General features: G+C 60.3%; 12 protein-coding genes and 4 pseudogenes. 7 read left to right on the top strand and 9 right to left on the bottom strand.

Translation table 11 applies throughout. The features are described from left to right. Positions 1 to 635: pseudogene (locus IEX91_RS12450) on the top strand (DNA polymerase domain-containing protein); the annotation flags it as partial. Between the two features lie 139 nt (positions 636 to 774). On the opposite strand, the pseudogene orc4 reads toward IEX91_RS12450, so the two are convergent. Next, positions 775 to 1557, bottom strand: a pseudogene (orc4, locus tag IEX91_RS12445) (DNA replication protein Orc4); the annotation flags it as partial. On the opposite strand from orc4, the pseudogene IEX91_RS12440 reads away from it, so the two are divergent. Continuing rightward, a pseudogene (locus tag IEX91_RS12440) lies at positions 1439 to 2010 on the top strand (hypothetical protein). The pseudogenes orc4 and IEX91_RS12440 overlap by 119 nt on opposite strands. A gap of 1044 nt (positions 2011 to 3054) precedes the next feature. Next, the gene (locus IEX91_RS12435) at positions 3055 to 4932 is read left to right on the top strand and encodes an ABC transporter permease (RefSeq protein ID WP_188879314.1); all 1878 of its coding nucleotides are present in this window, start codon (positions 3055 to 3057) and stop codon (positions 4930 to 4932) included. On the opposite strand, the gene IEX91_RS12430 is transcribed toward IEX91_RS12435, so the two are convergent. The 3 genes from IEX91_RS12430 to IEX91_RS12420 form a co-directional block, all read right to left on the bottom strand. Continuing rightward, positions 4933 to 5865, bottom strand: a complete 933-nt coding sequence (locus tag IEX91_RS12430) for an ABC transporter ATP-binding protein (protein WP_188879313.1) — start codon at positions 5863 to 5865, stop codon at positions 4933 to 4935. A 158-nt stretch (positions 5866 to 6023) separates the two neighbouring features. Continuing rightward, positions 6024 to 6482: a hypothetical protein gene (locus IEX91_RS12425; protein ID WP_188879312.1), complete on the bottom strand. Its 459-nt coding sequence runs from the start codon at positions 6480 to 6482 to the stop codon at positions 6024 to 6026. Between the two features lie 291 nt (positions 6483 to 6773). After that, on the bottom strand, positions 6774 to 7649 hold the full coding sequence (locus tag IEX91_RS12420) for a hypothetical protein (RefSeq protein WP_188879311.1): 876 nt from the start codon (positions 7647 to 7649) through the stop codon (positions 6774 to 6776). Between the two features lie 185 nt (positions 7650 to 7834). Between IEX91_RS12420 and IEX91_RS12415 the strand changes: the two genes are divergently transcribed. Continuing rightward, positions 7835 to 8485, top strand: coding sequence for a S26 family signal peptidase (locus tag IEX91_RS12415; RefSeq protein WP_188879310.1), 651 nt, complete (start codon positions 7835 to 7837; stop codon positions 8483 to 8485). Here IEX91_RS12415 and IEX91_RS12410 read toward each other — a convergent pair. The 5 genes and pseudogenes from IEX91_RS12410 to IEX91_RS12385 form a co-directional block, all read right to left on the bottom strand. Then, positions 8482 to 10641: pseudogene (locus IEX91_RS12410) on the bottom strand (KAP family P-loop NTPase fold protein). The gene IEX91_RS12415 and the pseudogene IEX91_RS12410 overlap by 4 nt on opposite strands. Before the next feature lie 342 nt (positions 10642 to 10983). Next, the gene (locus tag IEX91_RS12400; protein ID WP_188879308.1) at positions 10984 to 12273 is read right to left on the bottom strand and encodes an outer membrane protein assembly factor BamB family protein; all 1290 of its coding nucleotides are present in this window, start codon (positions 12271 to 12273) and stop codon (positions 10984 to 10986) included. Between the two features lie 5 nt (positions 12274 to 12278). After that, positions 12279 to 13106: a DUF6159 family protein gene (locus IEX91_RS12395; RefSeq protein ID WP_188879307.1), complete on the bottom strand. Its 828-nt coding sequence runs from the start codon at positions 13104 to 13106 to the stop codon at positions 12279 to 12281. Between the two features lie 99 nt (positions 13107 to 13205). Next, positions 13206 to 14042 carry an ABC transporter permease gene (locus tag IEX91_RS12390; RefSeq protein ID WP_188879306.1) on the bottom strand — a complete coding sequence of 279 codons (837 nt, stop codon included), beginning with the start codon at positions 14040 to 14042 and terminating at the stop codon, positions 13206 to 13208. Positions 14043 to 14062: 20 nt separating this feature from the next. Further along, entirely contained in the window at positions 14063 to 15184 is a 1122-nt protein-coding gene (locus tag IEX91_RS12385; RefSeq protein WP_188879305.1) for an ABC transporter ATP-binding protein, read from the bottom strand. Between the two features lie 467 nt (positions 15185 to 15651). Between IEX91_RS12385 and IEX91_RS12380 the strand changes: the two genes are divergently transcribed. The 3 genes from IEX91_RS12380 to IEX91_RS12370 all read left to right on the top strand — a co-directional run bounded on the left by IEX91_RS12380 (position 15652) and on the right by IEX91_RS12370 (position 18878). Further along, positions 15652 to 16428: a DUF3592 domain-containing protein gene (locus IEX91_RS12380; RefSeq protein WP_188879304.1), complete on the top strand. Its 777-nt coding sequence runs from the start codon at positions 15652 to 15654 to the stop codon at positions 16426 to 16428. A gap of 906 nt (positions 16429 to 17334) precedes the next feature. Beyond that, positions 17335 to 17721: a hypothetical protein gene (locus IEX91_RS12375; RefSeq protein ID WP_188879302.1), complete on the top strand. Its 387-nt coding sequence runs from the start codon at positions 17335 to 17337 to the stop codon at positions 17719 to 17721. A 197-nt stretch (positions 17722 to 17918) separates the two neighbouring features. After that, on the top strand, positions 17919 to 18878 hold the full coding sequence (locus IEX91_RS12370; protein ID WP_188879301.1) for an AAA family ATPase: 960 nt from the start codon (positions 17919 to 17921) through the stop codon (positions 18876 to 18878). The last annotated feature ends 4 nt before the right edge of the window (positions 18879 to 18882 follow it).

Here is an 18882-nt window from a genome sequence, read left to right as displayed (position 1 = left end):
CGCGTCGAGATTCGCCTCGAACACGAAGCCCACTACGACTGGGTGGCGTTCGTGCCGCAGCGCGAGAGCGACGCCGGCGCGTTGACGAAGTACTTCGGGAAGGTCGCCGGCGACGACGACTTCAAGATCAGAGGCATCGAAGCCCGGCAGCGATCGACCCCGCCGTTCATCGAGGACATCCAGCGGGACTGTCTCGAACGGCTTGACGCGACTCGATCTCCGGACGCGGTGCTCGGGCGTCTCGAACGAGCAATCGATGAACTGCAGGCGGGCAACGTAGCAGTGGAGCGGCTCGTCGAACGGAATCGTGTTTCCAAGCCGCTGGAAGGCTATTCACAGAATACCCAGAACGTGGCCGCCTTGAAGCGAGCCCGTGAGCAGGAACTGGCAGTCCACCCGGCCAGGATATCGAATATGTGGTCGTCGACGACGAGAAATCCTCGCGAGACCGTGTCGCCCTCGCCCACGAAGCGATCGAGACCTACGACGCCTCGTACTACGAAACGCAGCTGGTCAGAGCGGTCGAGAGCGTGCTCTCACCGCTCGGGTGGGACCGAACCAATATTCGTCGAGAGATCTCCGATGAGAGGGACGCCGTTTTGAGCTCGTTCGGAGCCGTCAACGAACTGTCGTAGTGGACCCCACCCCTGGTTTCCGTCGTTTCGATCTAACCCCACGTTTCCGACGTAATTTTCGACCCCCCTCGTTTCCGTCGTTTCCTCACGCCCCACCCCGGATTTCCGTCGTCCGTACCCACTCAGTAGTAGGGGGTCACTACTCGCGAGTCCAGTCCTGCATCCGGCTGTCCTCGAGGATCGTTTCGCGGACGACCTGGGCATCTTCGATGAGGCGGTTCTGGAGGTGGATGCCGCCCGCACTCCCCTTGTTGATCTTCTCGATTTCGACAACCCCGAGGAAGGCCTGCTCTTTCAGGATGTCGCGGAAGCGACGGACGGAGAGGATATCCATATCGAGATGGTTGCAGATGCGTTCGTACTGGCCGTACACCCGGCTCGTGAGGAACGCATCGTCGTTGCTGTTGACACTCAGTTCCGTGAGCGCCAGCAACGCCGCCTTCGCCTGGGTGGGTGCGCCGTTCACGAGTTCTCTGAACCGGTCCTTTTCGGCGTGTTGCTGTGCCTGGCGGACGTATTCCTCCGTCACTTGCTCTGCCCCGGCCTCGTAGGCGACCTCCCCGGCGTGGCGAAGAATGTCGATCGCCTTCCGAGCATCGCCGTGTTCCTGCGCGGCGAAGGCCGCCGAGAGCGGAATCACGTCCTCGGAAAGGACGCCGTCCTGGAAGGCGTCCTCGCGGTTGAACATGATCTCCCGGAGCTGGTTGGCGTCGTATGGCTTGAAGAACAGCTCCTTGTGCTGGAAGCTGCTTTTCACGCGCTCGTTCACGTTGTCGACGTACTGGATCTTGTTGCTGATCGCGATGACGCCGACGCTACAGTCGATTTTCCCCGCCTCCTCAGCGCGCGAGAGCTTCATCAGCACGCTGTCGTCGTTCATCAAGTTGATCTCGTCGAGGATGATGATCACAGAATCGTATTTCGTCCTCGGAAACTACGACCGGGAGCCGATTCGGCGGCTCAACCTCGTTGTCGATCGACTGAACCGGCGGGAGGATGCCTACGCCTTCCGGATGGTTGATATTCGTGGCGAGTGGGACAACAGCATCTAGAAGTTCTGCCTGATCGCGGATATCGTCACGACGCTCGTCGGCGTCACCAGAACGCGAAGCGTTCTGGTTGGCAGACGAGAGCTACGGCTCTCGTCAACGTCGCCGAGAAGAACCCGAGTGACTTCCTCGTCGGACAGGGACTCCTCGTCGGGACGGTCGAATACTTCTCGAAGAGTCACGTCCTCAACCAGGAGTACGACGACGAAGCGCACCCATTCGGTTGGATGCAGGACGGCGTCTTTGAACTCTTTGAGCAGGAGGAGCGACTCCACCGATGGACGACCGAAGAGGATCTCGTTGACGCAGCCGAAGAACTGCCGTAGTTCGGTATCGTTCAAGTGCTCACAACCCTTGACCGTGTTCTCCTTGAGAGGTTCAGTAAGCTCGTTTGGAGAACCCGTTGACTTCGTTAATCCGATTTACGAGACTTATAGATTCTCTCTGTCTCCCTGTGGACCACTCCTCGGCGTTGACGATGTACGCCTCGGCATTGAGGGTGATCAGTTCGTCTCTCGGACTGTCCTCGCTCAATTCGCATTGTAGTTATCGAGAGTATATATGTCCAAAAATAGTGACGCCTAGACTAGCGACGAGGACAAATACGACTATATCCGATGCGATTAGGTTAGTGACATCATCAAATGCAGCCACTAGCAGAGCAAATACTATCGAACCCAGCGTAACTCGGTTTCCTAATGACCATTTGCCACGGAGGAAAACAGCACTAAGTGATCCTGCTACTATCAAGTATGCCGCTGCCTCAATCATATCCCGTAATCTACAGCTAATCAGATAGAGCGTCATATCTCTTTTTCTGCCTCCGAGTTTGTCGAAGTCTTCAGCCGCTAACGGGGAGGTAAACTATTAGATATCGAAGGAGGCGATTAAACTACTCAATAAAAAACCAAGAAGAGTAATTGCCAACCCGAGATACGCTACCAGATCAACTCCGAAAACGAGACTGAATACGGTGAAATTCGTACCCAAGAGCATTACCTTCACTCCAAAATACGGGGGTGTTGAATCATCCTCAGCACCTTTTGCTGCTCGAATCCGGTTTAAAACGCTCATCTACACCCGCATAGTTTCTCTCAGAGAGTATATTCACCCCGGATAACAGTTCAATACACACCTCGATGGCGTCGTCCACCTCGGCGATGAAGCGTGTTCACCCCGGATAACAGTTCAATACACATATGCACTAACGAGTCTTTTAGATAGAGCAGTAACAAGTACGTCTTCAAAGAGTCGAAGTTTATGGATGTTACAAGGTAAAACCCCGCCGTTCAGGGCGGGAAGGATGTCAATTTCTAGTTGACCTTCTGATACCAGGAGGCATTATTATTCTCGGGCGCACACCCGCCTCTATGCCCTCCATGCCAGTCGCACGAGCCGAATTTCGACGGTGTATTCGTGGGAAGACACCATGGCTGATTGGCCTGTGTCTCGTCCTCGTCAGCCGCCTCCCGACAGCCTTCGACTCGAACGTCGTCCAGGGGCTCGGGACTGCCGTCGCGTTCCCGCGTGCGCAAGCCGCCGTCGCAATCGTCGTTCCCTTTGCTGCTGCCGCGCTCGGCTTCCGCTCAATCATCGGCGAACGCGAGACCGGCACCGCTCGCGTCCTCCTCGGCACCGAACTCTCCCGCGCTGATCTCGTTCTCGGGAAGACGATCGGTCGCAGCGCTGCTCTCGCCGGCCCCGTCCTCGCCACCACCCCGCTACTCGTTGGGTATAGTGTGTTCGCCTACGGCCGCTTTTCACTCCCGATGTTCGTCGGACTGCTCGCTCTCTCGAGTATCTATGTCTTCGCCTGGACAGCCGTCACCGTCGCGATATCGGCCGTCGAGTCCTCAACGACGCGTGCGGCCGCCATCACGTTCGGCCTAACGCTCTTTCTCAGTGTCTTCTGGAGCGATCTGACGACCGCCCTCCTCTGGGGTCTCATCACGGGCTCGTCACCGGGGAACGAAATGGCGAAGCCGGAGCTGTTTCAGGCTCTCAAATGGATCTCCCTTCCGAGCGCCTATTACGTCGTTACCGACTGGCTTTTGGGCGTCCCGGTCGGGCCCGGAAGCGCTGCGCTTCAGGTTAGCGACGCGCTCCACGAGCACGGGACACTCGCAGCGGCGACCCCACCGCTTCCAGCGTGGGTTGGTATCCCTATTCTTCTCGCGTGGCCCACGATCGCACTGCTCGGCGGCGTTGTCGGGATCCGGCGCGGCGATCTCACCCCGGGCGGCAACACTGGTCTCCTTCGACGGCTCTGGACGAAACGCCCGTCAGTTCGCCGATTCGGTGCGATCCCGCTCAGTGCCGTAACCGGCCGTGGGGGCTGGGTCGATGTGCTTCCTGGACGATGGCAACCGCTCGCGCGCCGTGAATTTCGGCGGCTCACCCATCGTCCTGGTATCTGGGTGCTCGGTGCGATGGTCCTTGTTGCCGGCGTGCTCAGCCTTTCCCCCTCGGCACTGATTCGTGACGCGCTCGGGCCACGCGTGCCACTCGCTGGCCTGCAGACGCCGCTCGGATTCCTTGGCGGGGTTGGGACCCTTCTGCTGACCTTCCGTGTTGTCGTCGCTGAACGCGACTCTGGAAGCCTCCGTGTGACTGCTGGAACCGCAATCTCTCGCGGAGAGACCCTCATCGGACTCATTATCGGCCGAGCGAGCGCGATCACACTTCCGCTCGTGCTCGCAGTGATTGGAACGTGTCTCGTCGCTGCACCCCGCTACGGTTTCGTGGCACCGGGCACGCTCCTTGCGTTTCTCGCGGCGACGGTCGTATTCTTCTTCTGTCTGACCGGCCTCGGCGTCGCCCTCTCGACACTGACGCGTCGGCAGTCGCTCGCAGGCATCATCATCCTCGTCTCGGGCGGCCTGTATCTGGCCTGGTTCCAACTCTCGAACGCACTCTATCAGGCACTCACTGGGACGGCAGTGAGTGGCTTTGCCCCACCCGCAAGCCCGACCTATCTCCTGCTTCGATGGCTCCCGCCAATCTCACTCTATCGCGTCGTGACGAACGCGATCCTCGATGTCCCGAACTCCGCCGGGAACGCGATGGGCGTCATTACCGATCTCCAACCGGACGTCTTCACCAACACGGTCGTCGTGAAGACGGCCTATGGCGCGGACGTCCCCGCGTGGTATCTGCATCCGGCTGTCGCGTTCGGGGAACTCCTCCTCTGGTTCGCGCTTCCGGTGGCCGTCGCGATGGTCGTCTATCAGCGACGTCCCCTCGACTGATTACGCGTCGTCGCGGCCACGTGTCGCTTCCCGCTGGGCGTCAGCCATCGCGACGAACGCATCCTCGATAGTGCCCGTGTCGACATTGAACGTCCGGATCGGTGCGCCCGCGTCGGCGAGTGTGTTGAGCGCGTGATAGCGACTCTCTGCACCGCACGCGATCTCGACGCCGGCGTCCGTTCGCGTGACGTATGTGACCCCGTCGACGTTTCGAACGGCCGTGAGTGCGGTGTCGTCGACGTCGGTATCGACGTGGAGGCGGCTCTCGACACCGGCGGTTGCACGGAGTTCTGCGGGGGTGCCCTCGGCGACGAGCTCCCCGTCAGCGAGGAGGCCGACGCGGTCACAGATGCGTTCGACCTGATCGAGGACGTGACTGGAGAAAAAGACCGTTGCGCCACGGTCGCGTTCGGCGGCCACCACGTCGCGAACGAGCCGAACTCCATAAGGGTCGAGACCGGAGAACGGCTCATCGAGGATCAGGAGGTCGGGGTCGCCGGCGATCGCCATCGCGAGCCCAAGCCGCTGTTGCATCCCCTTCGAGTAGCCACCCGCCCGTTGGTCGATTGCGTCACTGAGCCCGACGCGACCGAGGATGGTTTCGGGGTCGCCGGTGGCGTCGTTGGCGTCGAGGATATAGTCGAGGTGCTCGCGCCCGGTGAGCGATCCGTAGACGCCAAAGCGGTCCGGAAGGATGCCTGTGCGGGCGTGAATCGCGCTCGCGTCGTCGCGAACGTCCTGCCCGAAGATCGTCGCCTGGCCCGCGCTCGGACGTGTGTAGTCCATCAGCATGTCGATGGTGGTGGACTTCCCGGCGCCGTTTGGGCCGAGGAACCCGTACACTTCTCCAGTGTGAACGGTGAGATCGAGATCGGAGACCGCGGGGGTGCCATCGTAACGCTTGGTGAGCCCAGCTGTCTCAATGGCACTCATTGGTGCTCACCGCTGGAGTTCGAAGTGACTCGTGGAGTCTCGAAGCTGTTGATCTGGAGGGCCATGCGACTTGTTACTAGGCTGGTATGCAAAAGCGTTCACGGTCAGTACGATGACGCTGGACCGTTGCTGAGACTTCCAAACAGGGACTGGTTTAGTTAGTGCCACCGACTTGGGGCCGCGAGACGTTCAAGGACGGCGTCTGTGAGGACGATGACTGCGAGGAGCGTCCCGACAGCGAGCGTGAGGACGCCGCTCCACGCGACGCCGGGAGTGGTCGCGACCCGGCTGTATGTGGCCCAGCCAGCGACGAGGAGGCAGGGAGTGGCGAACGCAGCGAGGATGATTGTGGGTGTGCGCACGCTAACGGCGCGAAGATAGACTGTACCTGCGAGTACGAGCGGGAGTCCGACGAACAGGACTGTCGTCACCGCCTGATTGTTCAGTGTGAGTTCAGTGATGAGTACGCGGACCGCTGTCGCGACGGCTGGGGGTGGGTCGAGTAGTCCGACGACGAGTGCAGCTACTATCAATATACAGATCGCAAGCACGTACGAGCCATAACAGCTGCTTCGATACCACGTGGATCCCTCTCGGCCTGTCTTCTCTGATGTCATCGTTGGGCTACTGTCTGCGTACGACTACGACCGATAACTCTGGATGAGATACCGACAGAGGCCGCTCATCGTTCCGAGGACGATACCAGCCATGCTACTGAACTGGAGGGTGTTACCGTTTATGTATAAAACGGCTGTAAGAGCGGCTAATAGTACCGTCCCGATTAAGATGCTTTCACCGATGATTCCAATTCGACTTCGTAGTCCACTGCCGTTACTTCTTGACGTTTTCATAACAGTTTATTTCACCCGTTTACCATTAATTGGTCACGTTCTGTGGGGCGTGCCAGATTAGTGGAATGGATGGCCCGCAGAGACGACTCCCGATACGTCTGATGGTGAGACAAATTTACTTTCGTCTGTGACGCCGTAGCCAACAGCACCCACTATCTTCTGATTTGGGACTGTTCCGAAGACGGTGTCAACCTCGTTCACACCGACTGTAACCGAGTCGGTATCGGATATCAGTGCGATAACCGCACCGATAACTGTCACAGCGATCCCGATACCCGCCGACTCGATATAGATGGCGATGGCTGCGGCTGCGGTCGTAATTCCGATATCGTTGACTCGCTGCGTGAACTCAACAGTAACTCCCTTGAACTGATGAGAGTAGTCGCGGTATACCGAGCAGTTCCCTGTCGTTTCACTCACTTGTTTGTGACGCTCAACAACACCCTCGCTATCCATAGGTTGGACCGGCCCTGCTAACGAAGCCCCATCGTTTCCGCTTTCCAAACTCTCGTAGGTTGCCTTATTCACTTCTTGAATTGACAGCCCCTCGGTTTCGCTGGTGTTAGTACTCGTAGTGTCGATCGTCTTTGACCTGGTTTTGGTTTTCTTGTTCACACTCCCTTTGAAGTAAGTCGTATCTTCAACATTCCCTTCCCCATCGTATTCGACTACCTTAACGATGTACCTGATCTCCTTGACGTCGTTAGACACAGTCTGGTTGACCTTCTTGACTTCCTCTACAACTACAGGGGAGTGAGAATCCTCTGTCGCGGTAGCGAGACCCGTGAACCAGGCACCTGTCGTCCCGGTAGCGACTACGCCTCCAACCCCCCGGAGGATACCACGACGGGAGGCCTGGCACTTATACTGCTTCTCACTTAGTACCGACTGTTGTATGCGCTTACTCTGCACATTGTTGCTTTTCTCTTTCATACGTGACGAGCACAGAAAACAAATTGACCAGTTCATATGTTACCCTAATCATCACCGGTGTGCTCAACCTTCTCCCAATTCTGGCACTATGATAGATCACTCAAATATTGATTTTAAATCAAATGGTCTAATATCAAAATCCAGTCGAGAAGTACTATTATCGAGTAGGATAATCTCACAGCCTAATGGCTGATCGTCGTGGCCCGAATCTCAAAGAAAGGTTCATTCAATCCGCTACGGCGTTCTGGACAAGTAATTCGGGACCTCTCATATTCATCCGAGAGCTACTCAGCACCGCTCTTATCGTCGCATTCGTCGGGCTAGTTCTTTTTGCAGTTAGTGGCCTCTGGCCTTCCCTAGTTGCTGTTGAATCTGGGAGCATGCAGCCACACCTGGAGCGCGGTGATCTCGTCTTCGTTATGGAAGAACACCGATTCTCATCGTCGCAGGCGATCAACGGTACCGGAATCGTCACGTACCAGGCCGGCAAGCAGTCTGGCTACAGCAAATTCGACAAGCCAGGAGACGTGCTCATCTATAACCGATTTGGAAACCCGAATCGGACTCCCGTTATTCACCGCGCCCGGTTCTGGGTCAATAAAAGCGAAAACTGGTACAGTAAAACAGATCACGACTACACAGAAGGCGCACAAAGTTGCCGTCAGCTCGAATATTGTCCGGCTCCACACAGCGGCTTCATCACGAAAGGCGACCACAATTCGTATTACGATCAGGTCGGCGGAATCAGCTCTCCAGTAAAACCATCTTGGGTGAAGGGCACGGCAGAATTTCGGATCCCGTGGCTGGGGGAGATTCGACTTCTGGTAGCCGGCTAATCTGCTCCTCGGCTCTCGAAAAGCCACGCTTCAAGTGAACCTGGATCTTTCCCGTCCTCACGAAGCTCTTGCCCCTTCTCGAAGAGCTGTCGCAGCTTTCGTTCGTCCTCCTCTAACTCATCTTGGTCGAAATCTTCGAGACGTCTCTGTATTTCTGCGCTGTCGATGAAAACGTCAAGATCCCTCGGATCGAGGTATTCTACGGTTTGTTTAGGTGCTCCAAGTGCCCCATGCTGTCCTTCTTTGACAAAGGCCCGAACCAAAGTGAATAGCCCCTCTCTATCTTCAGCGAGCTCCTGGGCCCACTGGGTCGGTTTGTCCGAATCTGCCCACTCTGCCCATCGAGTGAGAACCATGTATACATTGGGCGTTTCCAGAAGAGCGTCGTTTGACACCCGCTCTTCAATCAAGCCGACTACATCCTCTTTTAAGTTCTCTACGTGTTCTCTGGCTAGCTTCCTGTCTTCCTGCTTGATCTCGTCACTATTGTACTCTCCGTGCTCCTGAAGCAGCACTCCGAGCAAATACGTGGCAAAGTAGGGGGCCTCTCCCTGCTGAATCGATCTATGCAATAGCTCGAAGCTCTCGTCTTTAGATCGTCCATCCAGAATCTGGAATATCGCTTGAAGAAGATACCCACGATTACCGTCGTCAAACGTATTCCGAGCGGGGTCCGTTTCAATAAGCTTGTCTCCCGCCAAGAACAACCCCTTGACTACCTCGTCGCCATCTTCGATATCCTCCATATAGTTGGGAAGTTGGCTCAAGAACGTATGAGCTAGTGACCGATCGGATTGCGTCTCTTGGGAGGCAAGGTCCCGGAGTTGGGTGGCAAACTTGTTTGCGTCGTCGGTGAGTTTGAGTATGGCTTCGATTTCTCCGATTGGTAGCTCTCCTCTGGGAACTGTTTGTCTGAAATAGTAGGGGAAGACATCGGGATGGCACACTCGCCTTTGCTTTCGATATGTGGCAGTGTCTCTGGAAAAGCTGAGTCCTATCGCCAGCCTCCCGGTTTTGACCTTCGGAAACAGATACCTGAGAAGGATTTGCAGCGGCTCTATCGTTTGTTCCTCTTCATCGAGGTGCTCCCACAGCTCGGAGTAATCCTCGTCCTCTGACGACCTGCTCGACCGCGTACTGACTGTATACCGAGATGGGTTGTCACGAATCTTCTCATAAGCTGGGTTGTGGAAGACCTGGAGTGCTTCTAATCCGACGATATCAATGAAGTTCGCATCGCGCCCCAATGCTTGATACGAGGTATCTATGGCGTTGATTAGCCTGATGACGTCCCTCGGCGTCTGAATCAATGGCTGAACCCCTCTCGGATAGACTGACTGCCACGTGGTGTCGTCGAAAATAACAGCGTCGTCCTGAACGATCTCCTCTAGTCGCTCGGTGAAGAAGTGGTTAAGCGAGCCTTCCGCAGGAGGGGGAACGCGCCGTTGCAGCTGGATAATCTTGTTTAGATACGCCCGTCCGTTTCCAACACCCTGTTCTCCGTCTAATGCCTCGACGACCACTTCTTGGTCAAACGCTAGTACGTAGGTGATGTTTGGGAAATCTGCCACCGCCTTTACGAGGCGAAACATCTGCCGTATCTCAGATTCAGTCAGGCGGTCGATGTCGTCGATAAACACGACGATCTGTTGATCTAATTCTCTAAGGCCCTCCGATATCTCTTCTTTGAGCCCCTCTAGGTCTGGATTTTCTGATTGGAGTGTATCTGAAAGCCAGGCAAGGAATTTTCCGGACGGTATCCCTGTTATCGTAGAAAGTGGGACTCAGGAGAGTCCATCAGCGAGCTTCGAAAGCTTATCGCGGATTTCGTCGTACTCTCCACCCGTGTCTAAGCCTGCGCTAAGCTGGGAGAAGAACTTCTCGATGAGATCTGATTGACCAGAAAACCACCACGGATTGAACTTTGTGATGACCGGTGGATTCTCTTTTTGCCGTAGCTCATACTCCACGAAGTTGAGAATCGTGCTCTTACCAGACCCCCACTGGCCATATATTCCGATGATGAACTCGTTTGAGGGGATTCGCGTATGCACTGTCTCAGCAAGATCCTCTGCGAAGTCGCCGTATCCAAGCCGGTCATATTCCGGCTTTTCTAACGCGGAGTCGGACCGCAACTCCGATTCTTCACTCGACATCTACCGTACTTCAAGCAATCCTATTGCATAGTACTGTGGCTCCAATATATACCGCCTTTCAGCCCCGAATTCACTACTGCCCTTCCCCTTGTACCGTTCCCCATCTATTTGGCGATAAATCATATTCACTTTCAGTGCTCAGCTAATAGCTGGGTTCGTCAACCTCAGATGCGGGATCCCTCATCAAATCCCATAGACGGCCGCCGATGGTACAGTCCAGCAACTACGGCACTTGGGTAGGCGCCAATGAGGCGTATTCAGAACGGGTGGACTGACCTTTAGCACCACTGACGACGCGTATCGGGCGTGCTGGCCGAACGGTCGCTTGGGTAGGGAACGAGACTACTGTAGCGAGTGTATACCAGTACTATCGCCGTAGTACACCGCGTCGCCGACGAGGGCGACCGGATACCCACCGAATGAGCCACCCGGAGAGCGCGTCCAGAGCCGTTCACCGGTGGTCGTATCGAAGGCGTGAAGCACGCCGAAGGTCGCTGGGTTCCGTCCATCGGAACAGTCTGCCGTCGCCTGCGAATCGGAGGAGAGACAGACGGTCGGAGAGCCCGGATCGGCACCGCCGGTGACGACGACGTCCCCACCGATGACCGGGCGTCCGAGCATCGCACCGTCGTAGCGCCACTGCACCTCGCCGCTCGCCCGATCGAGCACGACGAGCGACCCGTCCGGTGGATCAGTCGTCGCCCGATAGGGCGTCGCATAGACACGGTCATCAGTGACCGAGATCACACCGAGCCCGTCCCACGAGAACTGCGTGAGCCACTCTTCATCAGCGAACGTGAGATCGTAACAGCGGACCATCCCCGGCGTGTTACCCGTCCTGCTACCGTACTGCGCAGCGAACACCGTATTCCCGACGAGAGTCGCTGAGACGACGTCCGGATGCCACCCCGGCGACATCGTCTGCCGTGTCTGTGGTGCTGGTTCCTCGAGGAGGCCGTCCGTCTGCGCACCGGGGACGAGGCTCTGAACGCGGTCGCGGGTGACGATGACGACCCGTTCATCGTCAGCGACCAGCGCCGGATGCCGGGCTGTTTCAAGCTGCCAGCGGCGGGCACCCGTGTCGGCATGCAGGCCGACGACGTGCTTGTGGCCGGCGACGTAGACCGTGCCCGCCGCTTCGATGACTTGCGCCGCCGATCGTTCCGCGTCGGTCGCGCGCCAGATCTCTTCGCCCGTCGTCGCGTCGAGTGCGATCACTCCCCGGTCGGTACTCACGTAGAGGCGTCCCTCGACGTAGGTGGGCGCGCCACCGACGTCAGCGCACCACTCCCCGGTCCCAGCGCGTGTGATCGCCCGCGTCTCTTCGTCAGAGCTCGCATACACCAGCGTCGGGCCGACAGCGACCGACGACACCGTTCCCGAGACGGGGACGGACCACGCTGTCGTCGGCGAGGACCGTGGTGGAGTAGCGGTCCGGTTTTGGCCGGTGTTCTGGACGTCGTATCCGTTCCGTGGCCACGTGTCTGGTGCTGTAGTCGCCAGCGGGATCTGGCGCGCTGCCGTGCCTCGGGTGACGGTGAACGATCCGAGACATCCGGAGAGCGCGAGCGCACCGGTGAGCGCGCCCGTTCGGAGGACACGCCGCCGTGAGGCTGTCTCCGTGTCCTTCATCTACGTCACGAGTCGGGGAAGACGCTGTCGGGGTCGCGAGTAGCGAACGGACCGACGCGGCGGCCGTCAGTCGCATACTCGTAGAGAGCGGTGCGCGCGACCATCCCGAGGACCTGCCCCGCAACGATCGCGGCGACGACGACGAGAAGACCGAGGCCGCCGAGGAGCCACGCAGCAGCGCCGTGGAGACCGAGGTAGCCCGCCCCGAGCAGGACGATGCCGACGACTGCAATCGGTAGGACGACGAGTGAGACGCCGAGTGAGGCACTCACGCTCTCGCCCCACGTCTGTTTGAACGCGTGCCCGCTCTCACGGAGGATCGTGCGGAGGTCGGCGGTGTCCTCGACGGCGATGACGGGGACGACGAAGAAGGTGAGGAGCCCCCACGCGAGGTCGAAGACGAGGCGAGCGGCGCTCCCGAGGAATCCGAACTTCTCGTCGAGGACGTAGAGGACGGTCCCGAGGGTGGCGGAGGTGAGCGCCCAGATGGCGATGGCACGGCGCGAGCGCCACGCGGACTGCAGGCCGTCGCGAACAGTCGGAGCTTCGCCGTCGAAATACTGGAACGCGCAGTGTGCGACCGCGACGTTGAAGAACGCACCCAGACTCGACGTGAGCGCGAGTCCAACGAAGATCGCGGCGTACTTGATGAGGTCGTTCGTGAACAGCGATTCGACGAGGCCGTAGTGGAGGGCGATGCCGGCCGCGACTGCGAAGCCGCTCCCGACGAGCAGGAGACTGCACAGCGGGAGGACTGCGAGGCGGGGGTTCGCCCGGAACACGTTGAGACTCCCGTCAACGACGTCGAGCCCACGACTGAACCGTTCGAACATACGTCGGATGTGCCACTCAGGCATGATAAGCGTACTGATCGGTTACACGGAGTCTGAACGAACCGGACTTCACGCTGATCGGGATGCTCCCCCCGATTCTCAGTAGTCGCCGAGCACGCCCAGCCGGCGCGCGCGCCGCGTCGCGAGACTGAACGCGACGTATCCGAGCGCGAGGTAGCAGCCGGACGTTCCGACGAGAACCGCGAGGGTGAGTGGGTCGAACTCCCAGAGGCGGGTACCATCGACCATCGCGCGTTGGAGCATCGCGCTTCCCTGCACCAGCGGGAGCAGCCGCGTCCACGGGAGATCGAAGACGGGCGCGGAGATGAGGCCGACGAACGCGAACTGAAGGAGGTTGGCGACGTTCGAGATGCGCTTGTAGAGAACGCTCAGTCCGCCCATCACGAGGCCGAGGCCGAGCGCGCCGGCGAGGGTGAGCGCCGCGACCGGGAGTACCGTCACGAGGTTCAAATTGAGGGTCGTCCCGGTGAGGAGGAGCATGACGGCGAGGACCACCATAGAGGTAGCGAACGTCCGGAAGACGATGGCGATGGACTTCGCGACCACCACCGGGCCGAAGCCGAACGGCGTCATGAAGTGTCGCTCCAGCGTGCCCCAGCTCGCTTCTGACTGGATGTCGTTCATGATCCCCGAATACGCGCCCAGCGAGAGCGTCCACAGGAAGTAGCCGACGATCAACCCCTCGATGGAGTCCGAGAAGGCCTGTCCCGCGACGAGCGTCCCGCCGTAGAACATCAACGCGAAGAAGAAGACGCCCATGAAGAGCCCGAGCGCCGCGTTCAGCGGATACCGAACCCAAATGAGGAGGTCGCGGTAGATGACGGCTTTCAGCAGGTGGTAGTAGCTACCGGTTCGCTCGGGTGCACGGACGCGCGCGCTCCGGCCAGCGCCACCGCGTTCATCCCGCTCTGTCACCGCTCGCTCCTCGGCGTCCGTCACTGCCGTCCACCCCCCTTACCGTCGGGCGACTCCGCCGACGGAGAGTGGGTACTCAGCGGGTCCCCACTGCTCGCACGCTCGCCGTCCGAGGCCGCGGTCGTCATCTCGACGAACACCTCCGCGAGGTCCGGTTGGACCGTTTCGACGCTCGCGACGTCGAGGTCGTGGGCCTCCATCGCGTCGGTCAGCCGGTAGAACGTCTCCGTGTTCGCGGCAACCTCGAAGCGTACCCGATCGCCGGTGCGCCGGACGTCGGACAGCTGGAAGCGCGCTCGCAAGTCGGCGAGCGTCCCGTCGTCGACGCCGCGAGCGGTGATGCGGTAGCCTCTCGTCTCGAAGCCCGCGAGCAGGTCTTCGACGGTGTCGTCGACGATCACGTGGCCGTCGTTCATGATGACGACGCGGTCGCAGACGTCCTCGATGACGTCCATGTCGTGACTGGAGAGGACGAGCGTCAGGCCGCGTTCGTCGGCGAGTCGGCGGAGCTCGGTGCGGAGTTTCAGCGAGCTCTCGACGTCCAGGCCGAGCGTGGGTTCGTCGAGGAAGGCGACGGAGACGTCGCCGGCGAGCACGCTCGCGAGCGACACCTTCTGCTTCATCCCGCGCGAGAGGTCGCGGACCGCCGTGTCCGCTTTGTCCGCGAGGTCGAGGTGGTCGAGTAACGCCTCGTGGCGGTCGGTGACGGCGTCGGGGTCCTGTCCCCGAATCGCGGCGAAGTACCGGAGGTTCTCCCGAACGGTCAGCCGCCAGTAGTCGTTACGCGCGCCCTCCAGCATGGCGTCGACGTGCTCGTAGGCCGCGCGTGGATCGGCGTGGACGTCGACACCGTGGACGCGCACCTCGCCCTCGTCGGGGAGCACGAGGCCGAGAATCGACTTGATCGTCGTGGTCTTCCCCGCGCCGTTCGGGCCGAGCAACCCCACAACCTCGCCGGGCGCGACGGTGAAAGAGACGTCGTCGACGGCGGTCACGGCGTCCTCGCCGTCGCCGAACGTCTTCGTGAGTCCGTCGACGTGTATCGCGGCGTCGTCCGACCCGGGTGACGGCAACGCCTCGTTCGCGGCCGCCGACGTTTCGTCCGAGAGAAGCTGACTGGTGCCGGAGCGACTGGTCGCCATGGATCGTCTCCAGATATCGCGCTTCGGGATATAAACCCAGCGCCGGGCTGAAACGCCCCGGGTGCGACCCGAATCGGACTCACGTAGCCGTGAGACGGTTCGGTGCGGTGGACGTGTAAGCGCACGGGCGACGCACACGATTACAATGTTATGTACGTAAACCCTCTCGCGTACCAGCGGCTCTGCGTTCCACTAGTGCGAGGGATACATGTAGTGATGGGTCTAGCTCAAACGGCTATTGTACCGTCGTTCGGCGTTCCAGTACGCTGATTCGCCACGTCGTGCATGACTCTGTGGTCGGCAGACTGCTCGACCCGAGCGCCACTCCCGGAGCGGACAGACGGTTTACGGCCACGTCAGTGGCGACCGTGACGCAGTCGGTCTACAGCTCCGAGAAGCCACGTCGACCGGACGGTACGCGACATCGATCGGAATCACTATTGAGCGAAGCCGCGGAGTACGGTACGATGCAGTTCGAGCGACCACTCCTCGTCGCCGCGCTCCTCCTCGCCCTCTTCGTCGGCGGCGCCGGCTACGTCGTCCACCAGTACCAGTACGTCGACGCGACGGAGACGACACAGGGGACCGTCCTGACGGCGCAGGTCGATGAGTACACGCGCGTCGGCGGCATCCACCTCACTGGGAACACCGCGTACGACGCGAACCTCACCTACGCGTACACCGTCGGCGGCGAGCGCTTCGTGAGCCACGCGGTCTTCGCGGGGCCCTACACGTCGCTGGGAAACGGCAGGCACACCGCGAGCATCGTGAATCGATACCGAGAGGGCGGCTCCGTCACCGTCCACTACGCGCCGAACGACCCGTCGAGTTCGTTCGTCGTCGCGCGCTACGGCTTCGTCCCGGGATTCCTCGCGATGGCCCTCGCGCTCTTCCTCGCGGCGGACTTCCTCACGCCGGGAAGCCGGTGGCTCCGTGCCACCTGGCGCTTCCTCACCGATCGGTCCGGGAGCCGCCGGCGTCGACGCGACGACGAGTGGAACGACCCCGACGGCCTCCGCGAGCCGGCGGACACGACGGCGCAGTCGAGCGTCGACTCGGGATACGTGACCGGTCGACTCGAATGGGGCGTCTGGGCCGGGGCGTCCGCGGGGACGCTCGCGCTCGTCGCGCTCTATCGCCACCTCTCCGCACCACCGTACTCGCGGCTGGCGTGGGTCGTCGCACTCGTCGCCCTCGCCGCACCGCTCATCCGAGCCGGACTCGTGTACCGGGATCGTTCCTGAGACGCGGTCGTACACGCCGTCGAGCTCCGCGCTCCACGCCGGATCTCCGATGAGAGCGTCACCCTGTCGAACGCCGGTAACGACGTCACACTCCTCGGAGACGTCTCGAACGCGCGGACCATTCGGGTCGAGAAAGTCGGTTCCACCCGGTTCAGGGTGCGGACCGAAACGGAGTCGCCGTTGACGGCGACTGAACGCCGGCGGGCACGACAGATCGCGCTACGTAATCAGACCGTACGAACAGGGCTCGCGGCACTGGAGAACTACACCGTCACCGTGAAGCCGATTCACGAGCTCACTCTTCCATCGGAGCAGGCGGGCAGATATAACGCGACCGAGACCGACGAGTCTGCGGATACGGGCGATGTCTTCACGATCGCAACTGTCACTAGCGACGACGGGGATGGGACAGTTGTCGTCCACCGTGAGCCAGCGTATGTAACGGACCGAGCAGTCGTCCAAATCCGACAGCCCAACGCACCACAGCGACACGAACTCGCGTACTCAGTGCGGGTCGATTTGGCGAACGGCACTGTGACGATGGTTACGGACTGGGAAGCGATTCGCGCAAACTCGCCAGCGGTCGGTTCAAGAGGCGTTCAGAACGCGACCATCTCACCGTCCCAAGACGGCAAAGTCGGCACACGTATTGAACGCGCACACGGTCGTTCCGAATGGGGGTGACCCCGAAGAAGGTCCTCACGGTAGTCGGTTTCGTACTGCCACTCGGCTATCGGTTGCGACGAACTGGCGCCACGGATGGCACCGCCGATCGTATGCCGAGCGGAAACGACGCGTAGTCTACCCGCTCTACTCCGGGGTGTTCGACCGCCGTCGATGACCGACGTCATCGTCTGTGTATCCGGACCGGAAAGACCTACAATCGACACGATCCCTCGGTAACCCATGTTCCCCGCGTTCCCTCTCATCACCACCCTCGGTACGATACTCCTCTTGATCGTGTTCATCGCCGTCAGCGTGTGGGTCGCCCTCGATGCCCGCGCTCGCGGAAATCCACACCCGCTCTTCTGGGCCGTCTTCGCACCACTCTCCGGCGTCCTCCTCCTCTACTACGTCGGCTGGTGGCGCCGCAAACACGACCGGGAACGGTCGCCGTCCCGACGAGAGCAGTATGCGGCAGTCGTCGCCGTCGCTGGCGTGGGGGGCTTTCTGGTCTCCGCCGTAGTGCTTCCACCCGATCCTGTCTCGCAGATGCTGTTCTGGCCGGTCGCGTTCGTCGCGTGCCTGCCGGTCGCGTACTGGCTGATTGTTCGGCGCCACATCACGCCCTGACCGACGTCGTGACTTCCCAGCCCTCAACCACGCCGCGGAGGGCACTGCCGACGAGGGCTCTGTGAGGCACCGAACCGTGGACTCACCATGCCAGCCGTACCTGGTTCTCACTGATCACCGCAAACAGTCGAACCCAGCAGCGTCGGCGTAACTAGACAGGACCCAAATTTCATACATACGGGCGGAGACACTTCTCTATGGACATCGGTGAGGCGAGTAAGCGGTGTAACGCTGTGCTCTCACACCTTCAACAGTCGGTCGTCGCCGACGAAGCGGTCCTCGAAGACGTCCTCGTCGGCGTGCTCGCCGGAGGGCACGTCCTACTCGAAGACGTCCCCGGGACCGGAAAGACTCTGACCGCCCGCAGCCTCGCCACGACGCTCGGTCTCGACTTCGCCCGCATCCAGTTCACCCCGGACCTCCTTCCCAGCGACATCACCGGCACTTACGTCTACGACGAACACGAGCAGTCCTTCGACTTCCGCCGAGGCCCGATCTTCGCGAACGTCGTGCTCGCCGACGAGATCAATCGCGCACCGCCCAAAACGCAAGCCGCCCTCTTAGAGGCGATGGAGGAAGAGCAGGTGACCGTCGAGGGCGATACCCACCCCCTCCCTGAACCGTTCTTCGTGCTCGCCACCCAGAACCCGGTCGAACAGGAGGGCACGTTCGAGCTCCCGGAAGCGCAGGTGGACCGCTTCACGATCAAAACCGCTCTCGGCTACCCCGATCGCGACGGGGAGGTCGAGATTCTCGACCGGCGGCTCGGGCGCACGGCACAGACTCCCGACCTCGACGCGCTCCTCTCACCCGACGGGGTCCGTGCTCTCCGAGCAGCCTGTGAGACCGTCCGCGTCGGTGACGACGTCGTCGAGTACATCGCGGACCTCGCCCGCGCGACCCGCGACGACCACCGCGTCCACGCTGGCGTGTCTCCCCGTGGAACCCAGCGGCTTCTCGAGGTCAGTCGCGCGCGTGCCATCATCGGGGGACACGACTTCGTGACGCCCACCGACGTCAAACGCGTCGCTCAGTCGGTTCTCGCGCACCGTCTCGTCCTCACCTCGCAGGCCACCGTCGAAAACGTCGATAGACACCGCATCATCGCCGACATCGTAGATGGACTCGTCGTCCCGACTATCGAAGAGCCCGCGTGAGGAA

The organism is Halarchaeum nitratireducens, from assembly GCF_014647155.1.
Classification (GTDB): Archaea; Halobacteriota; Halobacteria; order Halobacteriales; family Halobacteriaceae; genus Halarchaeum; species Halarchaeum nitratireducens.
This window is presented reverse-complemented; position numbering and strand designations above follow the sequence as displayed.

What these genes read in the sequence shown, in the direction of transcription:
- IEX91_RS12435 (WP_188879314.1), top strand. Translation starts at nt 3,055, where the DNA reads ATGCCCTCCATGCCAGTCGCACGAGCCGAATTTCGACGGTGTATTCGT.
- IEX91_RS12430 (WP_188879313.1), bottom strand. Translation starts at nt 5,865, where the DNA reads ATGAGTGCCATTGAGACAGCTGGGCTCACCAAGCGTTACGATGGCACC.
- IEX91_RS12425 (WP_188879312.1), bottom strand. Translation starts at nt 6,482, where the DNA reads ATGACATCAGAGAAGACAGGCCGAGAGGGATCCACGTGGTATCGAAGC.
- IEX91_RS12420 (WP_188879311.1), bottom strand. Translation starts at nt 7,649, where the DNA reads ATGAAAGAGAAAAGCAACAATGTGCAGAGTAAGCGCATACAACAGTCG.
- IEX91_RS12415 (WP_188879310.1), top strand. Translation starts at nt 7,835, where the DNA reads ATGGCTGATCGTCGTGGCCCGAATCTCAAAGAAAGGTTCATTCAATCC.
- IEX91_RS12400 (WP_188879308.1), bottom strand. Translation starts at nt 12,273, where the DNA reads ATGAAGGACACGGAGACAGCCTCACGGCGGCGTGTCCTCCGAACGGGC.
- IEX91_RS12395 (WP_188879307.1), bottom strand. Translation starts at nt 13,106, where the DNA reads ATGTTCGAACGGTTCAGTCGTGGGCTCGACGTCGTTGACGGGAGTCTC.
- IEX91_RS12385 (WP_188879305.1), bottom strand. Translation starts at nt 15,184, where the DNA reads ATGGCGACCAGTCGCTCCGGCACCAGTCAGCTTCTCTCGGACGAAACG.
- IEX91_RS12380 (WP_188879304.1), top strand. Translation starts at nt 15,652, where the DNA reads ATGCAGTTCGAGCGACCACTCCTCGTCGCCGCGCTCCTCCTCGCCCTC.
- IEX91_RS12375 (WP_188879302.1), top strand. Translation starts at nt 17,335, where the DNA reads ATGTTCCCCGCGTTCCCTCTCATCACCACCCTCGGTACGATACTCCTC.
- IEX91_RS12370 (WP_188879301.1), top strand. Translation starts at nt 17,919, where the DNA reads ATGGACATCGGTGAGGCGAGTAAGCGGTGTAACGCTGTGCTCTCACAC.